The following is a 25,175-nucleotide window of genomic DNA, read 5'->3' on the forward strand; positions in this document are numbered from 1 at the left end:
GCCACGAGGAAGTTTGCCGCCGGCCTGACGCTGCCGTGCGGCGCATAGAGCACCGTCCTAGCCACTTGTTCGGCCTCGAGTTCTGTTCCTGACAAATCGTAAGTTCTCGTCCAGATGTTACCGATTCCGGTCGCGCGCGTCGTTCCTTGTATCTCGACAACGTCTGTTTGGCCGGCCTCTGCAAGGGCTGCTCGCATGGCGCCATCGTACCAGCTGTCGATGATGACAGACAGTTGAAGGGTTGCGAGCCAGGCGTGAAGAACGGTCGGCTCGGCGGGGGCTGCGAATATCTCCGCCATCCACGCTTGGAGAGTCCGACGATGTCGGCGCTGCTCGATAAACTGCGCGACCGACCACATATTGGTGCGAATCCTGGAAGGGGCAGGCGCCCGCTTGTTGAGGGCCGCGGCGACATCTTCAGGGGTGCAAGGTACAGGGGATTCCGGTGGGTTAAGCTGCAGAAGACCAGGACCGAGATAGGGGATCACTCGATCGGCCTTGAGAGCGCCGTTCAGCAGGTCAATCAGTTTTTTGGCAAAACTGCCCCGGACGACGACGAGATGGTCCCAGCTCAGCATCGTGTTCATACGCGTTTCCTCTCCGCCACTGAACCCACCGGCATCAGGCCCCGTCGGAAATCTTCATCGCCTCGACGGTGATCGGCAAACGCGTGTCGCGCGGAAGGTCGGGCAGCATGAGCCGCCAACCGTTCCTGAGCGTCACGGTCCCGCCCCATAAGTCAGCGTTCTCAATCTCGGTGATCGGCTCTTCGAGATCCTTCTTGGGGACATAAGCCGACAAGCCAGTAGCGGTCCTGCGAATCATTACTTTCATCCGGCTGTTCCCCCGTTGGAAATGCCTTCAGCTCCGCAGGGAACCTCGACTTTGTCGAGGCTAATGAGTTCGCGCGCTCGCATGCCGACGACCGTGCCACGATCGATCCATTCGACCGCATAGATGAAGAATTGCTGGAGAAAGGTTCCAATGTCGCGCACGTAGCCTTCGTCGCCCTTCCGCACGAGGTTTTCGCCGATCTCCTTGCCGGGATAGGTGCCGTCGTTTTTTATGTGGCGTATCGCACGGACCCGCTCACCCTGCATGAACCGTGGCGGTCTGCCGATTTCGACCTCCTGTTCGCGTCTGGACCACATGCTGTCCATTCCTTTCTCGAGGCTTTTGTTGTGGTCGCGGGTTGCAGGCGTCGTCGTGCGGCGAACCCGACCGTTTCGGTAGGAATCAAGCGGGAACGCAGGTTTTCGGTACCGGACAGACCGACACGCATTGCTGCGTATCGAAGGCCTCCTTGCATTCGGTGCACTTGTTTGGATCGATCACATAGGCGTCGCCCTTGAACTTGATCGCTTCCGAAGGACATTCGAACTCGCAGGCCCCGCATTGGGTACATTGGGATGCGATGATCTTTAAAGCCATTCTAACTCCTGGTTATCGGACGAGACGGCTCAGGCCGTCGCCGCTAGTGGTCTGATCCCAAACTCTGCCGCGTAAAGTGCGCTGACTGCGGTCTCGATGTAGTCATGGCCATAGGCGTCGGTTACGCGCAGTCCAACTCGCGAGAGTTGTTCCTTCGGGCGATTTCCGATCTTGGCGCATAGCACTATGTGTATGCCTTCGAGCGCTGCGATGACGCCCTCGAGGATGGCGTCTTCGCCCCCGCCTCCGAGGCAATACCGCTCGACCTTCCGATGCCCGACCAAGCTGATCCCTCTAGGCGAGACTTCATAAACCTGGAATTCCTTCGCGTGGCCGAAGTGTTCGTTGACCCGTCCACCTCCCTTAGTGGCCACCGCAACCAGAAGCGACTTTTCGGAGTCTGTTGCCTTGACCATACCGATGGCCTCGCTCCTCGCCGCCTCATGATCACGGCGCTCGTGTGCGACCACCTGCCGATAGGCCTGACGCTTGCCAGCATCGTAGGCGACATCGTCGGGAATACCGTCCAGCGTGAATTCCTGGCCACGATCTTCACCGAGCAGGCCGACAGCATCTGCCCGGCACTGCCGGCAGTGGCGCATCAACTTGGCGCCACCTTCAAGTCGATCCTGAAGAGCCATCATCTCCGTTGCCGTTGGGCCGCGCTGCCCGATGAGTCCGTAGTGGGTACCGTGCGCCGGGTCCGAAATCAGAGGCATCACGTTGTGCAGAAACGCGCCCCGCTCCCTGACCATTTTGTTCACCTCAAACAGGTGCTGGTCGTTCACTCCAGGAATCATCACCGAGTTGATTTTGGTGAGGATGCCGCGCGCGCTCAGCATCTCCAGGCCCAGCATCTGCCGCGCGTGCAAGATTCGAGCGGCTTCGATGCCGAAGTAGCGGCGATTTTCATAAAAGATCCATGGATAGATCTTCGCGCCGACTTCCGGGTCGACCATGTTGATGGTGATCGTCACGTGATCAACATTCATTTCGGCAAGCTCGGCGACATGGTCCGGCAGCACGAGCCCATTAGTGGAGACGCACAGCTTTATGTCGGGGATTTCCCTGATGACGCGGTCGAACGTTGCCTTCGTTTTCTCCCAATCGTAACAGGCATCCCCCGGCCCAGCGATGCCAAGAACCGAAAGCTGCGGAACTTTGTTGGCAACGGCGATGACCTTGCGTAGCGCTTGGTCGGGCGTCAACTTCTCAGACACAACACCAGGCCGGCTCTCGTTGGCGCAATCGTATTTGCGATTGCAATAGTTGCACTGGACATTGCAAGCCGGCGCGACCGCCACATGCATACGCGCGAAATAATGATGCGCTTCCTCCGAAAAGCAGGGGTGATCCTTGATCCTTTCCCAAATAGCCGGATCCTCTTCGCCCGGGCTGGTCGGCGACGAGCCGTAGGAAGACGATGCGCAGCCACCGGATTTCGCGGCTGCCAGAAGACCCTCGGATGTCGTGCTAGTCGGCCCCTCAATCGAAACTGTCGGTGAGGACATCAAACGGCTCCGTTGCTGGTAACGTCGCGGTTCAAGGTGCAAGAGCCATACCAACTGAAAAAAGCGGCTTCAGTTCACTATTCGGGTCGATATCGCATTGTGTCAGGCCGGCGCGACACAATTTTGTCCTGCTTGCGACAGTGCAAGTCCAAATCCGTTCAGAAGCACGAAGCACTCCTTGTCGCGCACAGGGCGCGCAAGACCACTGGCCTGACGATTGGCTCATCAGGCTCTTAGAAGTTCCTTCACCTCGATACTATGCCGGCGTATCGCCTAGCCGACTTGTCGCAGCTTGAGGCCGAGAATTCGAGCCGCATTAGCCTGAACCCAGCCGGCCTTCTCCATTGTGTCGATCAGCCGTCACGCTTCGTCCGCCGCGGTCCCAGCCCCCGTCCGGCCGTATCGTTAGAATCGCAAGTGGCCATCTCGTGTTCAGGCGGGCGCCGATGCGCCGAACCGGCATCGTGCTGGCCCGTGAGAGCTCGTCGATGACATTGCCACGTTCCGAAAGATTGGTTCCTTCCAGAGGAGAACGCCAAGCACGCAGTTCTCCGGCTCGCGGACGTTGCCGGGGAAATAGCATTGCGAGATCAGCTCAACTGCCGACGGCGCAAAGCCATGGTTCTCCATATTTCAAGGGTAAGCGCTGTGTCCTTCCAGGAGGACCCGCGATCTGTGGGCCTGCCGATTCTGAGGTGGATCGGAGATCGGCTTGTGTCTGAACTTGAACTTACGATTGACCCTGAGCGGCAGCCTCGGCGTTTTCGAGGGTGATCAACGGCGCTGTTGGTCGGCGGCATTGGTCGATGGACGACAAGGCACGGAGTCATCTCCGAGACCCTGGAGCCGACGCGGTGATCTCGGAGGTTGCCCGGCGCTACGGGCTGCGGCCGCGGCGGAACGCTCGCAAGCTTGCGACGTCGGCAGGACAGGCCACTCCCGCCTAGTGGTTTCGGTGGCGCCACCGGAACGACCCGTTGGGCCTACATCCTTGCACCAGAGCTCAAGGCCACGGCCTGAGAATCGGCCGCCGCTCCCCCTACTTGGTTCCTCAGCCGACAGCGCTAAGAAGGAGAGCAACTTCCGTCGGCGCGAGGATCATTGCGTCGTGGCCAGTGGCGAGTTCCTGCCACGCCCAGCCATCCTGCTTCGCGACCCATTCTCGCGCTCCCGCCATCGGCGGGTGGAGTGGATTAGTGCAGACGACATAGGTTCGGGGTCTGCCGTTGCCGAGCGGGTGCTCGAGCTTAAGTCCGCTTTCGTAGGTGCCTGCCGGATGCGGTGTTATCCGGCGCCGCACCCAGTCCGTGAGCGAGTGTCCCTCGGGAGTGCCGAATGCTGTTGGCGGCGGAGTCGGCATGAAGATACCCCGTCCTTCCTCCGCAACCAATTTTCGACGGGCGGCGACGATGTCGGGGGGCATGGTGCTGAATACACTTTGACCGCTCTCGACGATGGCGCCGTCGAGATAAACGAGATGGCTGATATGGTCGGGTATCCGGTCGGCGGCGCCGGTGATGCTGATGCCGCCTAGACTGTGACCGACAAGGATCACATCGCTCAGCTCTTCCGTTACAATGTGGTTGACGATGTCGGTCACGAATGTGTCGGGCGTGATGTCCTTGCACAGCAAACGTGCGCGTTCGCCGACACCTGTCTGGGTAGGCGTGGTCACGTGGCATCCCATCTTGCGAAGATTGGCGGCGACGTCCCGCCAACACCATCCGCCATGCCAGGCACCATGCACTAGCACATACGTCTTTATCATGGATTGTGCCGTTCCATTTGCTCACCGGCCGTTGTGGCTGCCATCCGGCACGATGGCCGGACATTGTCCAAAGGGGCTCGACCACGTTACCGGTGGTAAGTCCGGCACAGGCGCCCCGTGGCCTGAGGATACCCCTACCAAGTCGAGGAAACTTGAATTGCGAAACCCAATATTCACTAGCTCTTTGCAAGTGGATGGAGAGGCTCATGGTGTGCCGCAGTTGCTCGCTGCCGGCATGCTCTTGGCACCGGCTGATCATCCGAACTTGAACAGGACACCAAAGCCGCCGCGCGGATAGTTCCACTCGATGTCGCCGCCTTTCTCGCACAATATCCGGCAGGTGCCGCATTCCATGCAGCCGTCGGCGGTGATCTCGACTTGACCCTTGTCATTCAACTCATAGCATTTCGCCGGACAGACGTAGGTCAACGCAAGCAAGTTCGCGCTTGGCTTGTCGTGCGGTCGCACTATGATATGGGGGCGGCCGGAATCGACCAGATAGCGGTTCTGGTAAAGTTTGTCCTCGACACGAACCTTCGTCACTGCGATCGTCATCTTGTACCCTCTTCAGCGCCATGCCAATGCCAGGCGGACCGCGTCGCTGACCAACCCCCAGCGCGAGCGCGCGTTGATGAAGGCGGCCGTGGTGTTCTTTTCCTTCTCGATCTTCGGCGTGCCGTCGACACGCATGAAGGTCTGAGCGGCATGCGACATCAACCGCGGATAGCTGTCAAAAAAGTTGCTGGAATTGGTGTGGAGTAAGGCTGGCATGTCCTTGTATTTCTTAAGATCCTTGATCACAAAGGAGTCATCCAGCATCGTCTTGTAGAGCGCAAGGTTCGCTTTGGTCATAGGACCGTTGCGGCTTTTGACTTTGATGATCGCCTCAGCCGCGACACGACCCGAGGTCATGGCAAGGTTCGAACCCTCACGGTGAATGGCATTGTTCAGTTGCGCTGCGTCGCCGACGATGACCCAACCGTCGCCGAATAGCTGCGGAATGGCCCTGTAACCACCTTCGGGGATAAGATGGGCGGCATATTCTTTCACCTCCGAGCCAGCGATCAGCGGCCGGATCGAAGGATGGTTTTTCATCGCATCCAGGAGGGCGGACGGGCTCTCCATCGTCGCGGCGAAATCCGAGACCAGGCAGCCGATGCCGAGTGAAATCGACTCCTTATTGGTGTAAAGGAAGCCGAGCCCGGCCATGCTGCGAGAGATCGTGCCCACGGCCTCGATTACGCAGCCTTCATCGCCCTTCACCCCGAACCGCTGGCCAATGACCTCTTCGGGCAAGAAATGCATTTCCTTGACGGCAATCGCCACGGTCTCCGGCTTCGGCATCTCGCGCAGGCCTGCGCGAGTGCCAAGCAATCCCGACACCCCTTCTGCGAGAACGACCACATTCGCGAAGACCACTCCGCCAGCCCGGTCTGTGCGGACGCCGATCACCTTGCCATTGCCATCACGGACGAGTTCCGTCGCGGTCGTCTCACACAGGACCGTCGCGCCAGCCTCGCGCACCTTGCGGGAAAACCATTTGTCGAACTGGGCGCGGATGATCGTGTAGCGGTTGGGTTTCGCCTCATTGAAGTCGTCCGACCGGTAATGAATTCCGGTGTGAGACGTGTCGTCCATCACCCAAAGTCGCTGTTCGACCAGGTGCCGCTCGAGGGGCGCATCATCCCGGAAGTCCGGGATGATCTTCTCCAGCATGTTCGCGTACATTATGGCACCCTGGACGTTCTTAGAGCCCGGATATTCCCCGCGCTCCAACTGCAGGACCTTCAGCCCCTGGCTTGCCAAAGTGTAAGCAGCTGCGTTTCCAGACATGCCGGCTCCGACCACAATGGCATCGAATTGTTCAATCATGTCCTCTCCCTCAACTCGCAAGCTTGTCTCGACTGTGCGGCGACAGCCGCCGGGTGAAGGCTTCCGTCAGTGCGGGCAGGAAGCGGATTGCATCCGTGACGATCCCGAGGTGGGCGAACTCGAAAATCGGCGCGTTCGGATCGGTGTTGATCGCGACGATGAGATCGGCCCCCTCGACCCCAACTCGGTGCTGGATGGCGCCGGAAATTCCGGCCGCGATGTAAAGCTTCGGTCGAATGGTCTTGCCAGTTTGTCCAATCTGTCGATCAGCCGGCATCCAGCCCTTCTGGACCAAGGGGCGCGAACAGCCATGCTCGGCGCCGATCGCTCGGGCAAGATTCTTCACAAGCTGAAGGTTCTCCGCCGCTCCGAGACCGAGGCCTCCCGCAACCACGACATCCGCATAGGCAAGATTTGCCATTGCCGACTGGTTATCCGGTAGGAAGCCGAGGACTTTGGTGACGATATCGTCCTCAACGAGCGACAGCTTGTGCCGCATGACACGCCCGACCGGCTTATCCACCCGTTGCGGCATAGGCATGACCCTTGGTCGCACCGTCGCCATTTGCGGCCGGTAATTTAGTGTATAGATCGTACACAACAATGAGCCACCAAAAGTCGGACGGGTCGCGGCGAGTGAACCGTCGGAATCTACATCAAGTTCGGTGCAGTCGGCCGTGAGCCCCGTCTGCAGGGTCGTCGCTACCGAGCCTGCAAGATCCCTGCCCAGTGTGGTCGCGCCGAGAAGGAGGATTTCGGGTTTATGGGTATTGACCAGATCCGTGAGCGCCTTGGCGAACGGCTCGTTCCGGTAGTCGGCGAGCGGCGGCGCATCGACGATGTAGACAAGATCCGCCCCGTAAGCGAAGGCCTCGGCAACAGCGTCCTCGACCATCTCGCCCGGCGGTCCCAGCACGACGCCCGCGAGCTGGACTTCAAGCTTGTCGGCTAATTTGCGGCCTTCGCCCAGCAGTTCGAATGATACAGGATGCACATTGCCGCGTTCGAGCTCGAGGAAGACCCACACGTGCCGGTAGTCTTTGAAACGGTCGGGAAGTTCTTTCTTTACACCGGCACGGCCGGGGGCAATGCGAGGGGTAGTTTGGCTTGCGGTCGACATTTTCTGCTCCTGGCCGTCACGTGCCGCTGTTGAAGGCCAGCTCATGTTCCAGCGCCGGCCGGCGGGTTAAGATATCGGCGATGAGTTCATCGGCTATGTCCTGCAAGCCCCTTTCCGCGGTGTCGATCTGCGCCGCCCTTTCTGCCCGTGCGGTGGGGGCGAAAACACGCTTGACGACTGTAGGCGAGCCACGCAGACCGCACCGGGTGAGATCGTCAATGCCGGCGTCGGCTGCAGTCCACTTCACGACTTGGCTGCGCGCCGCGCACAGAGCCTGCTGGAGCGAGCCCCGGCGGATTTCGTTGGTGTCTTCCAGCATGGTAATGAGGCAAGGGAGTCTGCTCTTCAGCAACTGGGTGCCGCCTTCGGCGCGACGAGCGACTTCGATCTCTCGCGTATCGAGATCGATGGAGGCAATCTTCGCGACATAGGTAAGTTGCGATAAATCTAGGCGCTTGGCTATGCCCGGTCCGACCTGGGCGGTATCGCCGTCAATCGTCTGCTTGCCGGTGAAGACGATGTCCGGCCTGCCGAAAGTCTCCCCAATTTTTGCGATTGCTTGCGAAAGAGCAAAGGAAGTCGCCAGCGTATCGGATCCGGCAAAATAGCGGTCCGTCAAGAGAACTGCTCGGTCAGCACCGTAACCGAGCGCCTTTCGCAGCGAGTCCTCCGCCATGGGCGGACCCATTGTGAGCACAGTAACCTCGCCACCATGAACGTCGCGCAGTTTGAGCGCTTCTTCGAGGGCGAACAGGTCGTAAGGATTGATGATGGTCGGAACACCCTGACGCATGATCGTGTTCGTCACCGGGTGCACGCGGATCTGTGCCGAATCCGGCACCTGCTTGATGCAGACTACGATATGCATTGGCGGTTTCTCTAAGCTCCCAGTCCGGATTCGTGCTTGGCGGTTCACCTCATTGCCTGCATCGTTCATGCCAAGTCGTCTTCCTGCCTCTATTCCAGAAGGTGGCTTCGTTTGCTTCCGAGGAGGCGTCATGAGGACTGGATTTGTCGACTTCTCGACATTGTCGCGTCGCAGCCGTGTCGGGCTCATTACTTTCCGAACCGCTTCAGTGCAGAGTCGAGCGGGACGAAGGCGCGGCCAGGTGCGGGACATATGTTTGGATCGTGGTCCCTTAGCACCTTGAACACACGTTGCGTGAGCGGCGAGGAAGTCGCGAAATCTTCGTAGGCGCGTTCCAGCTTGGCGCGCACCCGCGCGGCGATTACCTGGTTAGGCAGACCGGAGAAATCTTCTTCGGCAAGGTATTGGCCCACGCGCTTCATGATATGGAGCCGCGAGACATTCATCACTTTCGGGTCGTAGGAGACGTCAAGGCAGGCGAAGAAGTCCTCCGCGGCCGACAGGCCCTTCAGTCGCGCTAGGATATCGGTGCGATCGATCGGGCGGCTATCAGCGGAGCAGTTCATTGTATTCTCCCGGCGCGAAATTGTGGTGTCGATGCATTGGTGACATTGCTGACGGCGTGCCGACCTCTGGCACGGCGGCTGGGCAAGAGACTTGGCGATCTCAAGCTTTTCTGAAGTGGTGAAGGCGACCCCGAGTTTAACTGCTCTCCTTGCGCAGGGTCGTCACGTTGAGGAAGACCTCACGGCTCGTCGGCTATTGTGCCGCTCGGACCCGGGCCGGAATGAAGCTGTTCTGCACCTCGCCCGCACAGTCCAGCACTGGGAACGGCCCGTAGCTTCTCGGTGATCGCAGGCAGGACCTCAAGCACGCGGTCTACGTCATCTTCGCCGTTGTCACGCGACAAGGAGAAGCGGACTGCCCCACATGCCGCGTTCATAGCGATCAGAACATGGCTCGGTTCCAGTGAGCCAGAGGCACAGGCGGACCCGGCGGAACAGGCGATTCCCAGCCGGCTCAGGACAATTGGAATTGCATCGCCTTCGATACCTTCGAATCCAATGTTTGCAGTGTTTGGCAATCGCTCTTGCGGATCGCCGTTGATGGATGTGTTTGGGATGCGCTGGATGATCCCGTTCTCAAGGCGGTCGCGCAACCATTTTATTCGTTTTGTCTCGTCCATGAATTTCAAGGCGAGTTCGGCCGCCATGCCCAGTCCGACTATGCCGGGTGTGTTTTCAGTGCCTGCACGCCGGTCGCGCTCTTGGTGCCCACCCTTGATCATGGAGGAGAAGCGCACGCCACGTCTTACATAAAGCGCGCCTATCCCCTTTGGACCATGCAGCTTGTGGGCGGAGAGCGACAGCATGTCGATCGCGGTCGATTTCAGCTCAATCGGAAGCCTTCCGACCGCCTGCACTGCATCAGTGTGGAAAAGCGCGCCGACTTCCCTGGCTAGATCGGCAAGCTTAACCACGGGAAAGATCGTACCGGTCTCATTGTTCGCCCACATTATCGAGACGATTGCCACTTGTGGGGTGAGGGCGGTTCTGTAGGCGTCCAGGTCGAGCCGGCCGTAGTGATCGACTGGGATAATGTGCACCTTGACGCCGCGCGTCTTCTCAAGGTGCGCGCACAACTTCAGAACGGCCGGATGTTCAACCGCGGAAGTCACTATTTCCGTTCGGTCGGGCATCACCTCCAGCGCCGAAAGGATGGCTGTACTGTCGCTTTCAGTCCCGCCCGAGGTGAAGATGATCTCGTCCTCGAATCCCGCGCCGATGAGGGCTTGCAACTGTTGCCTCGCCTTTCTCACGGCTTCAGCAACCGATGCGCCATAGGCGTGCATGGACGAATGATTGCCAAATTGCTCCGTAAAGAAAGGCAACATCGCTCCAACGACTGCAGGATCAACCCGCGTCGTTGCGTTGTTGTCGAGATAGACAGGGTTCATGGGAGTGATCCTTCAACTGCTGAAATGATTCAAGGGTAGTCGGGCCATTGAACCTCTGGCGCATATCGTATCTGGTAAGGTGGGCGGCCGGGGGAGCGATGGCTTGGCTGACCGGTCGCTGTCGACATTGCCCTTTGGTGGCGGCATCCGCCGGGAATTCAGCTGTTTCGGGCAATTTTGTTTGCTTGCCCACGGCAACGATCGATGATCGCGATTTGGTGCATCACCGAACGCAATTGTTCCGGGCCGACAGTGCGTGTCGGCCGGTTCCAGAGCGCCGGCGGTTACCGGTTCGACGCAGTATTCCTTGGCGTCGCTATAGTCGAACATAGCCTGTTCCCTCGCAATCATTTGCAGGACTTGCCGCAGCCGCACGTCTCACGCGCATTGGGGTTATCGAAAACAAAGCCGGATGTTTCGAGCCCAGTGACGAAGTCCACGGTCATGCCGGCGGCATGGGGTTGGGAGCCTCTATCCATGAACACCTTGAGCCCATCTCGCTCGATGATCGCATCGCCCTCACGTGAGACGCTCTCCAGGCCCATTGAGTATTGGAAGCCGGCGCAGCCGCCGGCATGGACCATGATGCGAAATCCTTCCGCCGGCTCGCTGGCGCGGTAAAGAGCGGCCTTGATGGCGGCAACAGCGTTGTCGGTGAGCGTAATCATGGCTCGATTTCTCCTCGGTCCGGCGTTTTCGTGGATCATCTCGCATGGACCGTGCCAAAGGGAAGACGTGTCAAAAACCGTAGGACATCCCGACGTCTCTTATGCTCGATTGCTGGGGAGACGTCCGACAACCGACACTTACTGTCGGGTTTGTCGCGTCCGCGTCACAGGAAGGGCGCCTGAGTTCGCGATGCACTCACGCGTAAAGCAATGAACAGAGCCAAAGATGTTCAGAGCTTGCCGCGGAGCAACTGGCACGATTTTTGTGAAGCCTTCGTTGCGGCGGCAAAATTGCCGGCCGATTCACCTTTGGGTTGCCCTCGCAATCGAAGAACGAAGGAAAGCAATATGATCCATCAGACCCGCCTTGGTGGGAAAGCAGCACCGCCGGTGGTACCCGAATGCTCGATCGGCCGATTGGCGCCGACCACCCAACAATCGCTCGCTACCGGCGATTGGCCGCTGACCGCCCGGAGACAGGATTCGACTGGCATGTGCCTGACGATCGATCGCGTCCGCCGTGCACATCCCTGAGGCCCGTTTTTCGATCGATCGTCAAAAGAAGAACGGGGCAGGGGTAAAAACATGGATCAGCGCAAGAAGCGGTCGCCCAACGAAATCCGGCGTGCGTGGGAAGTCTGTCCGAACATTCCCGCGCGTGATTTCGCCGCCCAATTGGCCATTTCGGAAGCGGAACTGGTCGCGGCCCATTGCGGTTTCGGCGCGGCACGCATCGACCCGCGCGTCAATCACCTTCTGACGGGCCTCGAATTCGTGGGCGAAGTGACGGCGCTGACCCGCAATCAAGGTGCCGTGCACGAAAAGATTGGCGTCTTCAACAGAGTGATAACCGGCAACAATCACGCCATGGTCCTTGGTGACGAATTCGACCTTCGCGTCTTCCCGCAGGCTTGGAGGTATGGTTTCGCTGTTGAAAGGCGCCATCGCGGCGGAATCCAGCGCAGTTTGCAATTCTTCGACGCCGCCGGCGCAGCAGTGCATAAGGTGCATCTCAGGCCGGTCTCCAACCTTCATGCCTATCGAAAGCTGGTGGCCGAGCTCGTATCCGCCAACCAGGAGCCGACCATGTCGCTTAAGGCGAGAGTAGCCGACCTGGGCGCGAGGACTGCGGACTGGGCCGGCACGGTGGACGACCTACGCGAGTACTGGAGCCGGCTGACTGACGTCAACCTTCTAAAGACGCTCAAGCTCAGCCGCTGCCAGGCTTTGCGCATGGTCGGCCAGGATTACGCTTGGCTGCTCGACAATGCCGCAGTTGGCGCCGTGCTCCAGCGTGCGGCCGAAGACGAATTGCCGATCATGTGCTTCGTCGGCAACCGAGGTTCTATCCAGACCCATTCCGGCTTAATCAAGTCGGTCAAGCAGATCGGGCCGTGCATCCATGTGCTGGACGAAACGTTCCGGCTGCATCTCAGGACCCACCAAATCCGTGAGGTTTGGGCCGTGCGCAAGCCGACCAATGACAGTCACGTCACCTCGCTCGAAGCATATGGGTCCGACGGCAAGATCATCATCCAGTTGTTCGGTGCGCGCAAGGAAGGCGAACGCGAGCGCGACGACTGGCGGGTTCTGGCGGAAAACCTGCCTCGTTTCCCCGACAGCTACATGAGAAAAGACCGATCGTCGTCGGTGGGACGCCGGCGCCCATCTGCCTCCGCAGCCAGTAGCCGGGCATTGAAGCCGAGACCGGGGACACGATGACGCAATAAGCGCGCTGTATTATCGCAACGCGATGAGCAGGAAGCAATTTGGCGCTGCCCCATCGACCGCATGGTTACGACGAAGCCGCGGCCTTTGGGCCGAGCTCAGAGGTGACAATAGCGTGAACGCCGCCGACCGTCACTCCCCACCAGGCGGTCAGGTTTTGCGGTTCGGGCCGAGCAAAAATACTGTCAAGACAGCGAGGAACGTGGCAACCGCGCTGTAGACAAAGACACTGGCAATACCCGTGTGATCCACCAATAGGCCACCGCAAGTTGTGCCGGCTGCGATGGCCACTTGGAAGGTTATGACCATCAGTACACCAGCGCTCTCGGCCTGTTTCGGAGCGGCGCGTAGCACCATCCATGTCTGCAATCCGACCGGGACCGCGCCAAAAGCAAAGCCCCATACGGCAACTGCAATTGCCGAGGTCAAGGCCGATGCTCTCATGGTCAGGAGCGAGACAGCGGCTACGGCAATGAGCAGGGGCGGCAGGGCCGCGACCGCCTTGAGACTGTGTTTGGTGAGGAATGCGCCGGCTAAATTGCCGAAGACGCCGGCCGTGCCAAAAGCAAGGAACACGAGCGGGATTGACTTCTTGTCGAGCGCAGGAACGCTCTCGAGAAAGGCGCGGATGTAGGCGAAGCTGGCAAAATGGCCGGAAGCGACCAATAGCACGACTAGCACCGCAACCTTCATCGCCGGATTCTTCGCGACATCCAGCGGACTGCGGAATCTGCGCACTTCGATCGGAGGCAGTGGCGGAATGGTTACGAGTTGCACGAGCAGCGCAACGGCACTCACGATTGCGGCGACCTTGAACGAGGCTCGCCATCCCCAAATGTCACCGACATAAGCGCCGATTGGAGCCGCGCAGACGGAGGCGACAGAAACGCCGGTGAGGATGACCGACATGGCGCGCGGCATGAGGTGACTTGGAACCAGCCGCATCGCCAACGCTGCCGAAATTGACCAAAAACCACCAAGCGATATGCCAAGGACGACGCGTGCCGCCAGCAAAACCGGCAGCGACCCCGCAACCTCCGCCAGAACGTTCGACAGGATCAGCAGGAGCGTCATCGCCCAGATGACGACCCTGCGGTCCAGACGCTTTGTCACGATGGCGATTATCGGTGCCGAGATCGCCGCGACGATTGCGGCCGCTGTTAGCGCCTGTCCAGCCGTGCCCGTGGTGATACGGAGATCATGCGCGAGCGGTGTCAGAACGCTGGCGGGCAGAAACTCTGCCGTCACAAGCCCGAAGGTGCCGAAGGAAAGCGAAATGATGGCACCCCATGCAGGGCCAGAACGTTGATAGGGACTTTCTGGGTCAAGCCGATCTCGGTCGAACAAAGCCGCGTCCACTAAATCTGTCGCCGATTCGGTCATGAATGAGTTCTCCGGCTAGGAGCTGTTGCAGCAGGGGTGGCTACATCGCCGGGGATCAAAGCCGCGAGACCTTCCGGCGGCGGCCAGTCGGCATCAGTCGAGGCCTCGGAGCCCGACGCATCCGAGGCCTCATCGGAGGGCCGACGGACCCAACCGTCGACAATGCGGGAGAGTTCTCGGCGCGGTCGCATCGATCGCATTCGTCGAAGTGCGGTCTGTTCACTGCGAACCAAGCAAGCCGAACGCGGTGTCCTCGATCGAGGCCTTGATGGGGGGATGATCGACGATCTCTATATTGCTTTGAAGCAGGAAGTTCCGTCGCCATATGTGGTTATCCTGGCAGCCAGAATTGAGCGGTTGTCGCAAGCACCAAGGCGGTCGCAATGAGTGCAACGAGGCGGAAGTCTGATCGATGGCTGCGGTTCGATGGCCGCGCGATCGACAAAATTGAGGTGATGAGTTATCCCTTTTGAAGCCGTTGCTCCCAATTCTGGGATAAGGTAATTGCAGGCGGTCCCAGCAACGTCGGGCGGCCTTTTTGGTGATCGAATTCATGGGACGACACTCTCGGTCCGTGACGCATCTGCGAATGACTCCGCAAGTTCCGTGCCATCAACGACAAATCTGGCTCTGCTGAGCGGGTGGTGGAGGCACGAGCGTGGGCTATCCCAAGAGCTTGCCGCAAGGTTGTTCGAAGTTGAGGTGCCGGATAGACCGCAAATATGTCGGGCGGCCTGGGGTTGGCCAACACGAAGATGCGCAAGTTCAAAAGGACGAGCTGAACCCTTGCCGATATCCATCCGAGGCTGATCTGGAGAAGGTCAAGAACTGCGTCTTGAAGGCTTCCGCCGCACCGGCAAATGCTAAGCCAAGGTGCTGGGCAAGATGGACAGGGCCATCCAACCCGTCGACTGGACGCTCATTAATGGCGTCGGTGTGGCTCTGTAGCTGGCGAGAAAAACGCCCTGCTGAAAGACAAAAGCTCGTGTGGCCGGCTCTGAAGGACGGCCAATGAGGCATGCGAGGAGAGGCTATAGTCCATTCGTGTAGACTGATCTTGTCCTACGGAGGCGGCTAACCACCCCGCCAGACATCATCGAGGGGAGCGCCACTAGGCTCACCCCAAGTGTTGGTCGTTTCCACCTGGTGACCTCGGCCAAGTCACCAAGCCGCTTAGCGCAAGCTTTCGAACTGGATGCTCCCCGGGCACATGATCGGCTAGCGATCCCACCAGTTGAGTTGCTCCAAGTCGCTGTCTAGCATTCTACATTCTGTGTCCGACGCTGGACAAGAATGTTGCAATCCCGACCAGCAAGTCAGCGCAGGCGCCACCTGTTGCCCAGCAAACGGCAAGGATTATCGAAAGACGAATTCGGCACGGAGCTTGCACCGACGATTGCATGCAAATGCCGACAGCATCTCATGAACGGTCTCTCGATTCTGGCGCGGTTAAATCGCGGCCGGTTCCAGATCATGTCCCGCCCGAAATGGTGAGGGACTTCAACCTGTTTACGTCGCCCGGCATGTTGCCGACGGCTAACGGGGATCCGCATGCAGCGGTTGCTTGCGTTCATGCCGGGCCTCCGATCTTTTATTCAACCAGCAACACGCGCGACGGTCGGGGTACCTGGGTCATCACTCGCGCGAGCGACCAGCGCCGGGTGCTGCAGGACACCGAAACGTTTTCCAGCCATCGCAGCATCTTCGCCTCTGTGCTCGGCGAGAGCTGGCCGATGATCCCGCTTGAGCTCGATCCGCCATTCCACGGTGTTTTTCGCTCACTGCTCAATCCGCTGCTTTCGCCAAAGCGGGTAATGGCATTGGAGCCGGCTGTCCGGGAACGAGCGATCAAGCTGATCGACAGGATCGCCGCATCAGGCACGAGCTGCGACATCATGAAGGATTTTGCAGTTCCGTTCGCGGTCAATATCTTCCTTCGCTTTATTGGGCTTTCGGACAACGGACTAGAAACATTTGTCGGCTGGGCTAGAGATCTGCTCCACGGCGATAAGGAGCAACGACCACCCGCAGCCCGGACGATCGTGGCCTTCATCGACGAACTTGCCACCGAGCGCCGCAAGGAGCCGGTCGATGATTTCATGACCTTCATCGTGAAGGCAAAGGTCGAGGGTCGTCTGCTCAGTGACGAAGAAGTCCGTGGCATCGGCGTGCTTGTGTTCGTCGCGGGACTCGACACGGTCTCAGCAGCCATATGCTTCGACTTGGCCCATCTCGCGCGCAACCCCAAAGATCAGGAATTGCTACGAAGCGAACCTGACCGGATTGCCGTCGCTGCGGAAGAATTGCTGCGCGCCTATTCGACCATTCAGATGATCCGAGTGGCAACGAAGGATGTCGACTTCAAAGGCGCGCCGATCCGCAAGGGAGATTATGTTTCCTGTGCCACGATGATTGCCAATCGTGACCCGGCGGAATTCGAATGCCCGAATGAGATCGATCTGGCGCGCGAGGACAACCGGCACGCTGCCTTTGGCTATGGTCCCCATCGTTGTCTTGGCTCACACCTTGCCCGGCGGGAGATTGTCATTGGCCTGGAGGAGTGGCTGGCGCGCATCCCAGCCTTTCGGATCAAGACAGGGACTGAACCTATCACCTTCGGCGGCCATGTGTTCGGGATCGAGAATCTGATCCTGGAATGGTCCTGAAGTTTCAGCCAACGACATTGGAGTTCGCTATGCGTGTCGTCGTACATAAAGCCAGATGCCAGGGTCATGCGCGCTGCTGGGCGCGGGCGCCGAGAGTCTTCAAGCTTGATGACGCCGGCTACATCTTGCCCGGTGATATTGATGTTGCCGATGGGGAGCAACTGCTTGCCTCAAAAGGGGTACGAGCCTGCCCCGAACAAGCTCTGGAAGTTGACGAGCCCCCCGCTAACTCAGTTGTAGAGAGAGACACACGCAAAGTGCAGACTGGCATCGGGAAGGACAAAACAATCATACAATTCGCGACAGACCCTGTCGACCACGCGAAAATTACCGAACTGCGTGACCGAGAGGCGATCCGCAACTGCCTGTATCGGTACTGCCGCGGGATAGACCGCGCCGATGAGGCGGCGCTGCGTAGCGCATACTGGCCCGAAGCGTATGACAGGCACGGTCCCTATTGCGGACCGGCAGAGGACTTCATCCAATTTGCTCTCGGTCTGCCGGGGCACCGTAACATCCATCAAATCACGAACAGCCTGATCGACTTCATCAGTTCAGCAGAGGCCGCGGTCGAGAGCTATTTCACCGCGCTGCAACGCGGACCGGATACAGACCAAGAAATACGTCAGACGCTGCTTTGCGGCCGTTACTGCGATCTGTTTCAGAAGAGGCAGGACGAGTGGCGAATTGCGGAACGGACAGTCGTCTACGATTGGGTTGAGGAGCAAATCCCGCCAGCGATTCTTGAGGCAGATAGGTTCGGCCGGCGACAGCCGATTGGAGCACCACATCCAGACGATCCCATCTACCAGTTGCTCAAGGGTCACATCCCCACCGACCAAGATGGCGTCGAGGGTCCCCAACTGGGAGCTGCATAAGTGGGTAGGAATGGAGGATGAGCGCCCTACGGGAACGACATCTGTGTGGGGCCGCGACTGGCGGTCACTGCAACGATTTGGCTCGGCCCTTCATTCCGCCCAAGGTTGATGGGCTGAGATCACAAGCGGTCATCGTGGAGAAGCTCTCGTGAAACTGGCAGCACGCACCGTAATCATCACAGGCGCTGCGGGCGGGATCGGCCGTGCCCTGGTCGATATCCTTGCCGCGGACGGAGACACTGTAGTTGCGGTGGACCTTCCGGGCAGTGGTGTGGTTGAACTGGCTCGGGATCTCGGGTCGCCGCACGTCGGTCTGGAGTGCGATGTGTCGCGAGAGAAGGACATGCTCTCACTTTTCGGCCAGGTCGAAGCACGGTTCGCGCAAATCGATGTCCTCATCAACAATGCGGCGGTTGGACCCACGATGGATAGGATCATCGACACCGCTGTCGATACCTTCCGACGCGGCGTGACAGTGAACCTTATTGGGCCATTCGTTATGGCCCGGGAAGCGGCGCGGCGCATGAAGCCGGGCGGTGCGATCGTCAATGTGGCTTCGATGGCGGGCGTGGTCGGCAATCCCAGGCGCAACGCCTACGCAGCCTCGAAAGCTGGCGTGATCTCGTTGACAAAGTCCCTTGCATGCGAGTGGGCTATGCGAGGAATCCGCGTCACGGCGGTGGCGCCGGGCTCCGTCCGCACCCCAATGGTCACAGAACTGGCACGCGCTGGCAAAATGGACCTCGCGGCGATACGCCGCCGCGTGCCGATGGGGCGCTTGGCTCGCCCCGACGAGATCGCCAGGGTCGTGCGTTTTCTGAGCAGCACGCAGGCGCGCTACATCACCGGCTCGGTGCTGGCAGTCGACGGAGGCTGGATGTCATTCAACCAGCCGGGGGATGCTCACCCGCCGGTGGATGGTGCGCTCCAAGCCGAGCTCTCCTGTCCGGCCGAATGCACAGATGCGCGAATCGTGCTCGTCACCGGTGGCGCAAAAAGCATTGGCGCGGCCGTCGCTCGCCGCTTTGCCGCGAACGGCGACACCGTCGTGATTGCTGATAAAGATGGCACTGCAGCGGCAGAGCTGGCTACATCGCTCCCCGGCAAGCATCTGGCGAAATCGCTGGACGTGGCCGTCGAGAGCGATGTGGTGTCGATGTTCGAAGAACTGAGGGGACGCTTCGGGTATATCGATGTTCTGGTCAATAGTGCTGATACCGCCGACAGGATTGTGCCTGCGATCGAGCAACTGTCGAAACAGCTCGAACACGTCCTGGATGTCAACCTTACCGGCGCCTTCACCTGCGCGCGCGAAGCGATCAAGGCTATGCGCCCGGGCGGCGTGATCCTCAATCTCGGGTCGATCGACAGCTTTCTGCCGTTCGCGCCGCGCCATGCCTACGGCGCCTCCAAGGCGGGGATGGATATGCTGACCCGTTGCATGGCGGCCGAACTCGGGCCGGTCGGAATTCGGACAGCCACCGTCGCTCCTGGCCACATCCGCACGCCCGCACTTGCTCAGTTGGCCAAAGCCGGCCGCATCGACCTGACAGCAATCGGACGACGCATCCCCATGGGCAGGATGGGACGGCCAGAAGACGTCGCAGATGCATCGTTCTTCCTTGCTTCGTCTGACGCCTCATACATCAACGGCTCGATCCTCTACGTGGACGGCGGCTGGACCTCGTTCGGTGATGCGGGAAACGCCAGCGAGCTCTATGACGAATGTTTTGCGGAGGCCGCAGGTTAATTGCCAGGCCTTCGCAGGGCGACCGGCCGAGCATTATGAAGCCTCGGCTCCACGACGCACCTGAGGTGCTTGAGATCCAAGCATGCGCATGCCGAGCACATTCCCGGTCGGCTGACGTGTCTATAACGAGGAGAAATCATGGAATTTGCCACTTTCATTCTGGCCGCCCAGCGTGGCTATCACCAATCCTCAGAAAGCGTCATCCGCAACTCCATCGAACAGGCCGTCGCTTCGGAGCAGGCTGGGTTCAACACCGCGTGGTTTGCTGAGCACCACTTCAACAATTACAGCCTCATACCATCCCCGCTGATGATGGTGGCGCACTGCGGCGGCTTGACAAGCACGATTCGCCTGGGCACTGCCGTCTGCGTGCTGCCGCTTTACCAACCGCAGCGCCTGCTGTCCGAGATCGGCTTCGCCGACATCGTTGCGAACGGCCGTCTCGAGCTCGGCGTAGGCTTGGGATACCAGCAGTTCGAGTTCGAACGGTTCGGCGTGGACATCGATGAGGCGCCGGCCGTCTTTTCGGAATACCTGGACATCATTCTCAAGGGCCTCAACCAAAACGTCTTCGAACACGACGGCCAGTATGAGAAGATCCCCCCAACAGCGATTTCGGTCCGCACAGTCCAGCAGCCGACGCCGCCTATCTGGATCGCTGGCGGAGCCGCACGGATGGCTCGGGCCTACCGCGAGGGGCACAATTTTTTTGTCACAGCCTTCCACGACGGCTTAGAGACTTTGACCACACTGCGTGAATCAGTCGAGAGGGCGGCGGCATCCGAGGAAAAGAACGTCACCGACGTCAAGATATCGCTGCTGCGCTGCTGCTATGCCAGCCACGACGAGTTGGAGATCAACAGCTATCTCGACAATGCCCGCTTCCAGCGCCGGCTTTCTGAAGCCCTGCATCAGCGTCGCCAACAGAGCCACGATGGCTACCTGCTGCAGGAGACACCGACCCAGCAGGATCTGTCCTTCGAGACCATGCGCAAAAATTTGCCGATTGGCAGCGTAAATCGCGTGATTGATCGCCTGCTGGAAGAGATCGATATCTTGAAACCGGACCAGATCGCAGTTCAGACTCAATTGGGCGACTTCGACCAAAAGACGATGCTGCGCCAGATCGAGCTCTGGGGCGACAAGATCATCCCTGCGGTCAACAAGGCGCTTTGTCATGCCGGAAGCTGAAGCCGGCCGTTACGATGATGGCTGCCTATCCAGCGCGCAATGGCGTGGGTCCGAGCTAGGGAGGAGCTTCGATCAGCATGTGCTGCCCTGCGTACATTCACGTTCGCTTGAGGAGGTCCAGGCGGGCGAGGTGTTGGCGACGGAGGGGACAGGCCTTTCGTCTGTCGAATTGCGTGATGTCTTGGCCGCAACTTTCCCGTCTACCTCCAGCAGCGTATTCGCTTTGGAGGAGTTGAGCGAGCCCGAGCCGGAACTGGAAGAGGAACTGCTACGCCGGCTGCTGCTAGCGCATGCTGCGCCGGCCGACCCGGCGAGCGCCCGCTTGGCCAAGATCATCGCCCGGCGTGCGATGCGCATGGACCATCTTTGGCGGGATCTTGGCCTCTCAAATCGCGCTGAGCTCAGCCGCCTGCTTGCCAGACATTTTCCCGCGCTGGCGGCAGGCAACACAGAAAACATGAAATGGAAAAAGTACTTTTACCGCAAGCTGTGTGAGGCCGAAGGCTTTTCGTCATGCACAGCACCCAGTTGCGGGGAATGCCATGACTTCGAAAGCTGCTTCGGCCCGGAGGAAGTTGAGAGTCGCCTCTCGCCGACCACGAATGTCGGTTAGTCACTTCGCTTGATCGCAGCTGCGGACAAACGCTTATCGCGGCGCCGTCGTATGGAGGAAGGGATGTTCATCGCCTCGCGATATTTGGTGACGGTACGGCGAGCGACATCGATGCCGGTCTCCTTGAGTTGAGCAACGATGTCTTCGTCGGAATGTACCTTGTCGAGCGATTCTTCGGCTATGATTGCCTTGATCCGATGGCAGACAGCTTTGGCGGAGTGCGCATCGCCGCCCTCGCAGGATGCGATTGGCGCAGCGAAAAAATACTTCAGCTCGAACACCCCGCGCGGAGTCAACATGTACCTGTTCGAAGTCACCCGGCTTACCGTCGACTCGTGCATGCCGATCTCGTCAGCGACATTTTTGAGACAGAGAGGCCGCAGATGGGCGGCGCCGTGTGTAAAAAAGGCATCCTGCTGGCGCACGATTTCGGTCGCAACCTTAAGGATCGTCTTAGCGCGCTGCTTGAGACTGCTGATCAGCCAGTTCCCTTTTTCCTGGCAATTGTCGAGAAACGCTTTGCCTTCCGGATTTTGCTTGGTCAGCTGCGAGATTTCGGCGACATAGGTGTGGTTGATCAACACTTTGGGCAGCGTGGCCGGATCAAGCTCCACCCGCCATCCACCTTCGGACTTGGGCATTACCCAGACGTCCGGTACGATGGTTTCCGGCGTCCCGGACTGGAACCGGTCTCCAGGCTTGGGATCGAGCGCGCGGATTTCGTTCCTCATGTCGAGGAGATCCTCCTCGTCGACTCCGCAACGCTGCTTCAATCCCTGAAAATCCCCCCGTGCAAGCATCTCGAGATTGGCGACCAAAGCTGCCATAGCCGGGTCGAACCGGTCTTGCTGGCGCAGCTGAATCTCCAGGCATTCGCTGAGAGTTCGCGCAAAAATGCCCGGCGGATCAAATTGCTGCAAGATTCCGATGACCCGTTCCACATCAGCTTGCCGAACGTTTAACGTCCTGGCCAGATCGAAAAGGTTTACCTGAAGATAGCCAGTGTCCTCCAGATGAGCGGCGAGCTGTCCGGCAATCAGCCGCTCCTGGGGGGTGAACGGGTTGAGGGCGACCTGGCGGGCGACATGGTCGTGCAATGTTTCGGTGTGGGCGGTAAACTCCTCGACGGCAGGTCGATCGTTGCCGCTACTGCGTTGCGACTTCCATTGCCCGCGCCCGCCAGACGGCCCGCCAATGGGCGATTCGCCGATTTCGCTTCTGCTTTGACTGCTCCGCTGATCCACCCCTGGCAGCGGCGAATCGTCGTCAAACGGGTCAGGCTTCAAAACGGGGTTCTTCTCGAGTGCCTGCTGCACGAGCTGATGGAGTTCAGTATGCGTCAATCGCAGCAAGCGAATAGCTTCAATGGCTTGAGGCGATAAGACCATACGTTGCTTCTGGCGTTGAAGCAGGCTTGCTGAGAGATGCATGTTGAACCGTGATCTGCCGAGGAGGCTCTAGTGTGTGCTTGGGTTGTGTGAGACTTTCCACTTCTGGGTCATGCCGCCGCCTTCAATTTGTCGAGAACGTTTTGCGGGGATGAAACGCCATAGGGGTCCGTCTCGCAGTTGTCACAGAAGCCTTCCTCCTCGAACCACTGCTCCACCACGCCATCGTCGATCAGAGCGGCGTATCGCCAGGAGCGCATGCCAAAGCCCAGATTGTCCTTCGCGACCAGCATGCCCATTTTGCGCGTGAACTCGCCCGACCCGTCTGGGATCAGCTCGATCTTCTGCAGCCCCAAGGACTTTCCCCACGCATTCATGACGAAAGCATCGTTGACCGAGACGCAGTAGATCGCGTCAATTCGCAGTTCCAGAAATTGATCATAGAGTTTTTCGAAATCGGGCAGTTGGAAGGTCGAGCAGGTCGGGGTGAAGGCGCCAGGCAGCGAGAACAGGATGATGCGCTTGCCCCCGAAATAATCGTCGGAGGTCTTGTTCTCCCACTGATAAGGATTTGGCCCCCCGATCGACTCATCGCGAACACGCGTGCGAAAGGTCACGAGAGGAACGTTCTTTCTATAGGTCATTGATTTGCTTCCAGGCCAAAGTGGTACGGTGCATTTTTCGGTTAAACTGAAGCGGCATCGACTTCGGTCGACAGTTCCGGCAGCCTCGCGCCTTGGCGTGGTTGCCTCGGACCGGTCTTGTGCAAGACCGCCCCCGAGCAGGCACGTTTAACGGCGACGAGCTTCCGCGGAGACGGGGAATTTTGCTCGCGTGCTTTATCGAGCTTTGAGAGGTAGGCATGGTCTGCAACCGTGATTTTGACTGCGTTCTATCGACCGAGTCGCAAGCGCCATGCCAATTGACCCGATGCCTTGGGTTCACTTCGGTTTTTGCAGCAACTTTCGTGTTGTGCAGTAATGCCGGTCGATATTATTGCTCAAGCAGCACTGGAAATTGGGTGCGACTCCGTTCGGCAAACCCGGCCTTTGTCCGAAGCCGGACACGAATGTCGGAAATAGCCAAACGCCAGGATCTGGGGCGGGTTAAGAAACGTTGCCGTGGGCACCGGCTTCAGCACAATTGCGCCACGCGAGCATGGCTCCCAGCGTCAATGCCGTGCAGCAGCGAGACGAAGTCACTGCAGAATATCAACCTCTGCGAAGTCGTTGAAACCCAGCATGTGCGAGCCGTTCGAGGCGCAGATCAAGGCATGCTCGAGGAAGAGCTCGTGCTCTCGGCAGCAAGTGTTGCGACGTCTGACAAGGATCGTCGCGCTTCAAGGAAAAGAACCTGAATGGTGCACGGCTTGTGAAGGCCGGCGCATGGAAATGGCTGGGCTGATCATCCTCCATGAGGGTTGAATGAAGAGCTGGCCCCTATCTCCCTCAGCTGCAACGGGGGGAGATAGGGCATGTCCGTCTATCGCGCTGGGTAACATTCCTCGGTGATGCAATAAGGGGGAGCAATTTCTCATTTCGGCAGACACGACCCAGCTCTCCTTTCATGCGCTGATTCCCCCAGGGGAAATCGCGACTCCAGGCTTCCTATGCAGCGAATCGCGGTGCTGTCCGATGTCCGACAATGTCGGATGCGGATCGTAGCTGGGCTAGATCCGTCACTTTGCCTCGATGGTTTCCCACTGGCCTTATATCTGCTTCGCCCAAATGCGGCGACATAACCTGTGCGGCATCTGTGAATGGATCGACTTCAATCGAGACCTCGGAGGTCCCGATGCGCGAAGGGAGCTTGCCGATATGACGGCCACCATAGCGAACCACGGTCCGGACGACGAGGGGACTTGGATCGGCGGGCCTGCGGCGCTGGGACACCACCGCCTGGCAATCATCGATATCCAGGGCGGCCGCCAGCCGAGGATGCTCCAGGGGGATGGCCGACCTGACTTGGTGCTCGTCTACACGGGTGAGACTTACAACTACCGCGAGCTGCGTCAACAGCTGGCCGGCCTAGTCCATCGCATGAACACGAGCAGTGACACCGAGGTGGTGCTGCACCGCCCCCGCGAGTAGGGCTCTTCGGCGGGTACACTTTTTTCACGAAATCCGTGAATGTTTCTCGCGACATCATCCCGCAATCGGTGGTGCAGCGGGTGAAGAGCCCGTATCCGGCTATCCAGAATGCCGCCTACGACAAAATACTACGTACGCGGTTCACTGTGATGCTGGACGACCTAGTTGTGGAGCTTCAACAGGTTGTCCTCGATCAGGGCGAGGCGACTGATAGGCGTTTTTGACTTTAGGCTGCCATGTGGACGATGCCAATTGTATCTGTGCAGCCAGACAGGCAGTTCGGCGGCACGATG

Annotated in this window: 23 protein-coding genes and 4 pseudogenes; 9 read left to right on the forward strand and 18 right to left on the reverse strand. The window is 59.2% G+C overall.

From position 1 onward, the window contains the following. From EN991_RS01260 to EN991_RS01330, 14 genes and pseudogenes are all read right to left on the reverse strand, one after another. Positions 1 to 587 (reverse strand): SIR2 family protein (locus tag EN991_RS01260; protein ID WP_127368026.1); only part of this gene is annotated, 587 nt, incomplete at its 3' end. A 34-nt stretch (positions 588 to 621) separates the two neighbouring features. Then, on the reverse strand, positions 622 to 834 hold the full coding sequence (gene nifT, locus EN991_RS01265; RefSeq protein ID WP_024505230.1) for a putative nitrogen fixation protein NifT: 213 nt from the start codon (positions 832 to 834) through the stop codon (positions 622 to 624). Further along, complete coding sequence (locus EN991_RS01270) at positions 831 to 1,151, reverse strand: nitrogen fixation protein NifZ (protein ID WP_024505231.1); 321 nt, start codon at positions 1,149 to 1,151, stop codon at positions 831 to 833. Before EN991_RS01270 ends, nifT begins: the two co-directional genes overlap by 4 nt. An 85-nt stretch (positions 1,152 to 1,236) precedes the next feature. After that, positions 1,237 to 1,431: a 4Fe-4S binding protein gene (locus EN991_RS01275; protein WP_024505232.1), complete on the reverse strand. Its 195-nt coding sequence runs from the start codon at positions 1,429 to 1,431 to the stop codon at positions 1,237 to 1,239. 29 nt (positions 1,432 to 1,460) lie between these two features. After that, the gene (nifB, locus tag EN991_RS01280) at positions 1,461 to 2,942 is read right to left on the reverse strand and encodes a nitrogenase cofactor biosynthesis protein NifB (protein ID WP_063169393.1); all 1,482 of its coding nucleotides are present in this window, start codon (positions 2,940 to 2,942) and stop codon (positions 1,461 to 1,463) included. A 273-nt stretch (positions 2,943 to 3,215) separates the two neighbouring features. Further along, positions 3,216 to 3,302, reverse strand: a pseudogene (locus EN991_RS01285) (helix-turn-helix domain-containing protein); the annotation flags it as partial. Positions 3,303 to 3,993: 691 nt separating this feature from the next. After that, complete coding sequence (locus tag EN991_RS01295) at positions 3,994 to 4,710, reverse strand: alpha/beta fold hydrolase (protein WP_063169392.1); 717 nt, start codon at positions 4,708 to 4,710, stop codon at positions 3,994 to 3,996. Positions 4,711 to 4,965: 255 nt separating this feature from the next. Next, a complete protein-coding gene (locus EN991_RS01300) occupies positions 4,966 to 5,265 on the reverse strand; it encodes a ferredoxin family protein (protein WP_024505235.1) in 300 nt (99 codons plus the stop codon). Positions 5,266 to 5,277: 12 nt separating this feature from the next. Continuing rightward, positions 5,278 to 6,582: an FAD-binding protein gene (locus tag EN991_RS01305; protein ID WP_063169391.1), complete on the reverse strand. Its 1,305-nt coding sequence runs from the start codon at positions 6,580 to 6,582 to the stop codon at positions 5,278 to 5,280. A 10-nt stretch (positions 6,583 to 6,592) separates the two neighbouring features. Beyond that, on the reverse strand, positions 6,593 to 7,702 hold the full coding sequence (locus tag EN991_RS01310) for an electron transfer flavoprotein subunit alpha/FixB family protein (RefSeq protein WP_024505237.1): 1,110 nt from the start codon (positions 7,700 to 7,702) through the stop codon (positions 6,593 to 6,595). A gap of 16 nt (positions 7,703 to 7,718) precedes the next feature. Further along, positions 7,719 to 8,570 carry an electron transfer flavoprotein subunit beta/FixA family protein gene (locus tag EN991_RS01315; protein ID WP_063169390.1) on the reverse strand — a complete coding sequence of 284 codons (852 nt, stop codon included), beginning with the start codon at positions 8,568 to 8,570 and terminating at the stop codon, positions 7,719 to 7,721. Between the two features lie 188 nt (positions 8,571 to 8,758). After that, complete coding sequence (gene nifW, locus EN991_RS01320) at positions 8,759 to 9,136, reverse strand: nitrogenase stabilizing/protective protein NifW (RefSeq protein WP_063169389.1); 378 nt, start codon at positions 9,134 to 9,136, stop codon at positions 8,759 to 8,761. A gap of 179 nt (positions 9,137 to 9,315) precedes the next feature. Next, the gene (gene nifS / locus EN991_RS01325; RefSeq protein WP_063169388.1) at positions 9,316 to 10,527 is read right to left on the reverse strand and encodes a cysteine desulfurase NifS; all 1,212 of its coding nucleotides are present in this window, start codon (positions 10,525 to 10,527) and stop codon (positions 9,316 to 9,318) included. Between the two features lie 347 nt (positions 10,528 to 10,874). Continuing rightward, positions 10,875 to 11,195: an iron-sulfur cluster assembly accessory protein gene (locus EN991_RS01330; RefSeq protein WP_029356570.1), complete on the reverse strand. Its 321-nt coding sequence runs from the start codon at positions 11,193 to 11,195 to the stop codon at positions 10,875 to 10,877. 210 nt (positions 11,196 to 11,405) lie between these two features. On the opposite strand from EN991_RS01330, the gene EN991_RS01335 reads away from it, so the two are divergent. Further along, positions 11,406 to 11,729: a hypothetical protein gene (locus tag EN991_RS01335; RefSeq protein ID WP_126066777.1), complete on the forward strand. Its 324-nt coding sequence runs from the start codon at positions 11,406 to 11,408 to the stop codon at positions 11,727 to 11,729. Positions 11,730 to 11,780: 51 nt separating this feature from the next. Beyond that, positions 11,781 to 12,812 (forward strand): annotated as a pseudogene (locus EN991_RS01340) (ChuX/HutX family heme-like substrate-binding protein); the annotation flags it as partial. Between the two features lie 261 nt (positions 12,813 to 13,073). Here EN991_RS01340 and EN991_RS01345 read toward each other — a convergent pair. After that, on the reverse strand, positions 13,074 to 14,306 hold the full coding sequence (locus EN991_RS01345; protein WP_063169386.1) for an MFS transporter: 1,233 nt from the start codon (positions 14,304 to 14,306) through the stop codon (positions 13,074 to 13,076). Between the two features lie 1,487 nt (positions 14,307 to 15,793). Between EN991_RS01345 and EN991_RS01350 the strand changes: the two genes are divergently transcribed. The 6 genes and pseudogenes from EN991_RS01350 to EN991_RS01370 all read left to right on the forward strand — a co-directional run bounded on the left by EN991_RS01350 (position 15,794) and on the right by EN991_RS01370 (position 21,404). Next, the gene (locus EN991_RS01350) at positions 15,794 to 16,972 is read left to right on the forward strand and encodes a cytochrome P450 (protein WP_063169385.1); all 1,179 of its coding nucleotides are present in this window, start codon (positions 15,794 to 15,796) and stop codon (positions 16,970 to 16,972) included. 29 nt (positions 16,973 to 17,001) lie between these two features. After that, a pseudogene (locus EN991_RS40610) lies at positions 17,002 to 17,124 on the forward strand (ferredoxin); the annotation flags it as partial. A gap of 138 nt (positions 17,125 to 17,262) precedes the next feature. After that, complete coding sequence (locus EN991_RS01355) at positions 17,263 to 17,850, forward strand: nuclear transport factor 2 family protein (RefSeq protein WP_050580531.1); 588 nt, start codon at positions 17,263 to 17,265, stop codon at positions 17,848 to 17,850. A gap of 148 nt (positions 17,851 to 17,998) precedes the next feature. Further along, positions 17,999 to 19,600, forward strand: a complete 1,602-nt coding sequence (locus EN991_RS01360) for an SDR family oxidoreductase (RefSeq protein WP_063169384.1) — start codon at positions 17,999 to 18,001, stop codon at positions 19,598 to 19,600. A gap of 138 nt (positions 19,601 to 19,738) precedes the next feature. Further along, positions 19,739 to 20,791 (forward strand): LLM class flavin-dependent oxidoreductase, encoded by a 1,053-nt coding sequence (locus tag EN991_RS01365; RefSeq protein ID WP_063169383.1) that lies wholly within the window; start codon positions 19,739 to 19,741, stop codon positions 20,789 to 20,791. Beyond that, positions 20,778 to 21,404 carry a nitrogen fixation protein NifQ gene (locus tag EN991_RS01370; protein WP_063169382.1) on the forward strand — a complete coding sequence of 209 codons (627 nt, stop codon included), beginning with the start codon at positions 20,778 to 20,780 and terminating at the stop codon, positions 21,402 to 21,404. The genes EN991_RS01365 and EN991_RS01370 overlap by 14 nt, the downstream gene beginning before the upstream one ends. On the opposite strand, the gene rpoN is transcribed toward EN991_RS01370, so the two are convergent. Together rpoN and EN991_RS01380 are read right to left on the reverse strand one after the other, a co-directional pair. Next, positions 21,401 to 22,834, reverse strand: a complete 1,434-nt coding sequence (rpoN, locus tag EN991_RS01375; RefSeq protein ID WP_063169381.1) for an RNA polymerase factor sigma-54 — start codon at positions 22,832 to 22,834, stop codon at positions 21,401 to 21,403. The two genes, EN991_RS01370 and rpoN, sit on opposite strands and share 4 nt — an antisense overlap. Before the next feature lie 68 nt (positions 22,835 to 22,902). Continuing rightward, positions 22,903 to 23,436 carry a peroxiredoxin gene (locus tag EN991_RS01380; protein ID WP_063169380.1) on the reverse strand — a complete coding sequence of 178 codons (534 nt, stop codon included), beginning with the start codon at positions 23,434 to 23,436 and terminating at the stop codon, positions 22,903 to 22,905. Positions 23,437 to 24,609: 1,173 nt separating this feature from the next. Between EN991_RS01380 and EN991_RS01385 the strand changes: the two genes are divergently transcribed. After that, positions 24,610 to 24,882, forward strand: coding sequence for a hypothetical protein (locus EN991_RS01385; protein WP_199489650.1), 273 nt, complete (start codon positions 24,610 to 24,612; stop codon positions 24,880 to 24,882). A gap of 161 nt (positions 24,883 to 25,043) precedes the next feature. Here the strand turns inward: EN991_RS01385 and EN991_RS01390 are convergent. After that, positions 25,044 to 25,175 (reverse strand): annotated as a pseudogene (locus EN991_RS01390) (IS481 family transposase); the annotation flags it as partial.

The organism is Mesorhizobium sp. M7A.F.Ca.US.005.03.2.1 (assembly GCF_003997795.1).
GTDB classification, from domain to species: domain Bacteria; phylum Pseudomonadota; class Alphaproteobacteria; order Rhizobiales; family Rhizobiaceae; genus Mesorhizobium; species Mesorhizobium ciceri.

What these genes read in the sequence shown, in the direction of transcription:
- EN991_RS01275 (WP_024505232.1), bottom strand. Translation starts at nt 1,431, where the DNA reads ATGGCTTTAAAGATCATCGCATCCCAATGTACCCAATGCGGGGCCTGC.
- EN991_RS01315 (WP_063169390.1), bottom strand. Translation starts at nt 8,570, where the DNA reads ATGCATATCGTAGTCTGCATCAAGCAGGTGCCGGATTCGGCACAGATC.
- nifS (WP_063169388.1), bottom strand. Translation starts at nt 10,527, where the DNA reads ATGAACCCTGTCTATCTCGACAACAACGCAACGACGCGGGTTGATCCT.
- EN991_RS01330 (WP_029356570.1), bottom strand. Translation starts at nt 11,195, where the DNA reads ATGATTACGCTCACCGACAACGCTGTTGCCGCCATCAAGGCCGCTCTT.
- EN991_RS01370 (WP_063169382.1), top strand. Translation starts at nt 20,778, where the DNA reads ATGCCGGAAGCTGAAGCCGGCCGTTACGATGATGGCTGCCTATCCAGC.
- EN991_RS01345 (WP_063169386.1), bottom strand. Translation starts at nt 14,306, where the DNA reads ATGACCGAATCGGCGACAGATTTAGTGGACGCGGCTTTGTTCGACCGA.
- EN991_RS01295 (WP_063169392.1), bottom strand. Translation starts at nt 4,710, where the DNA reads ATGATAAAGACGTATGTGCTAGTGCATGGTGCCTGGCATGGCGGATGG.
- rpoN (WP_063169381.1), bottom strand. Translation starts at nt 22,834, where the DNA reads ATGCATCTCTCAGCAAGCCTGCTTCAACGCCAGAAGCAACGTATGGTC.
- EN991_RS01385 (WP_199489650.1), top strand. Translation starts at nt 24,610, where the DNA reads ATGACGGCCACCATAGCGAACCACGGTCCGGACGACGAGGGGACTTGG.
- nifB (WP_063169393.1), bottom strand. Translation starts at nt 2,942, where the DNA reads ATGTCCTCACCGACAGTTTCGATTGAGGGGCCGACTAGCACGACATCC.
- EN991_RS01270 (WP_024505231.1), bottom strand. Translation starts at nt 1,151, where the DNA reads ATGTGGTCCAGACGCGAACAGGAGGTCGAAATCGGCAGACCGCCACGG.
- EN991_RS01300 (WP_024505235.1), bottom strand. Translation starts at nt 5,265, where the DNA reads ATGACGATCGCAGTGACGAAGGTTCGTGTCGAGGACAAACTTTACCAG.
- EN991_RS01350 (WP_063169385.1), top strand. Translation starts at nt 15,794, where the DNA reads ATGGTGAGGGACTTCAACCTGTTTACGTCGCCCGGCATGTTGCCGACG.
- EN991_RS01310 (WP_024505237.1), bottom strand. Translation starts at nt 7,702, where the DNA reads ATGTCGACCGCAAGCCAAACTACCCCTCGCATTGCCCCCGGCCGTGCC.
- EN991_RS01365 (WP_063169383.1), top strand. Translation starts at nt 19,739, where the DNA reads ATGGAATTTGCCACTTTCATTCTGGCCGCCCAGCGTGGCTATCACCAA.
- EN991_RS01335 (WP_126066777.1), top strand. Translation starts at nt 11,406, where the DNA reads ATGAACAGAGCCAAAGATGTTCAGAGCTTGCCGCGGAGCAACTGGCAC.
- EN991_RS01305 (WP_063169391.1), bottom strand. Translation starts at nt 6,582, where the DNA reads ATGATTGAACAATTCGATGCCATTGTGGTCGGAGCCGGCATGTCTGGA.
- nifT (WP_024505230.1), bottom strand. Translation starts at nt 834, where the DNA reads ATGAAAGTAATGATTCGCAGGACCGCTACTGGCTTGTCGGCTTATGTC.
- nifW (WP_063169389.1), bottom strand. Translation starts at nt 9,136, where the DNA reads ATGAACTGCTCCGCTGATAGCCGCCCGATCGATCGCACCGATATCCTA.
- EN991_RS01380 (WP_063169380.1), bottom strand. Translation starts at nt 23,436, where the DNA reads ATGACCTATAGAAAGAACGTTCCTCTCGTGACCTTTCGCACGCGTGTT.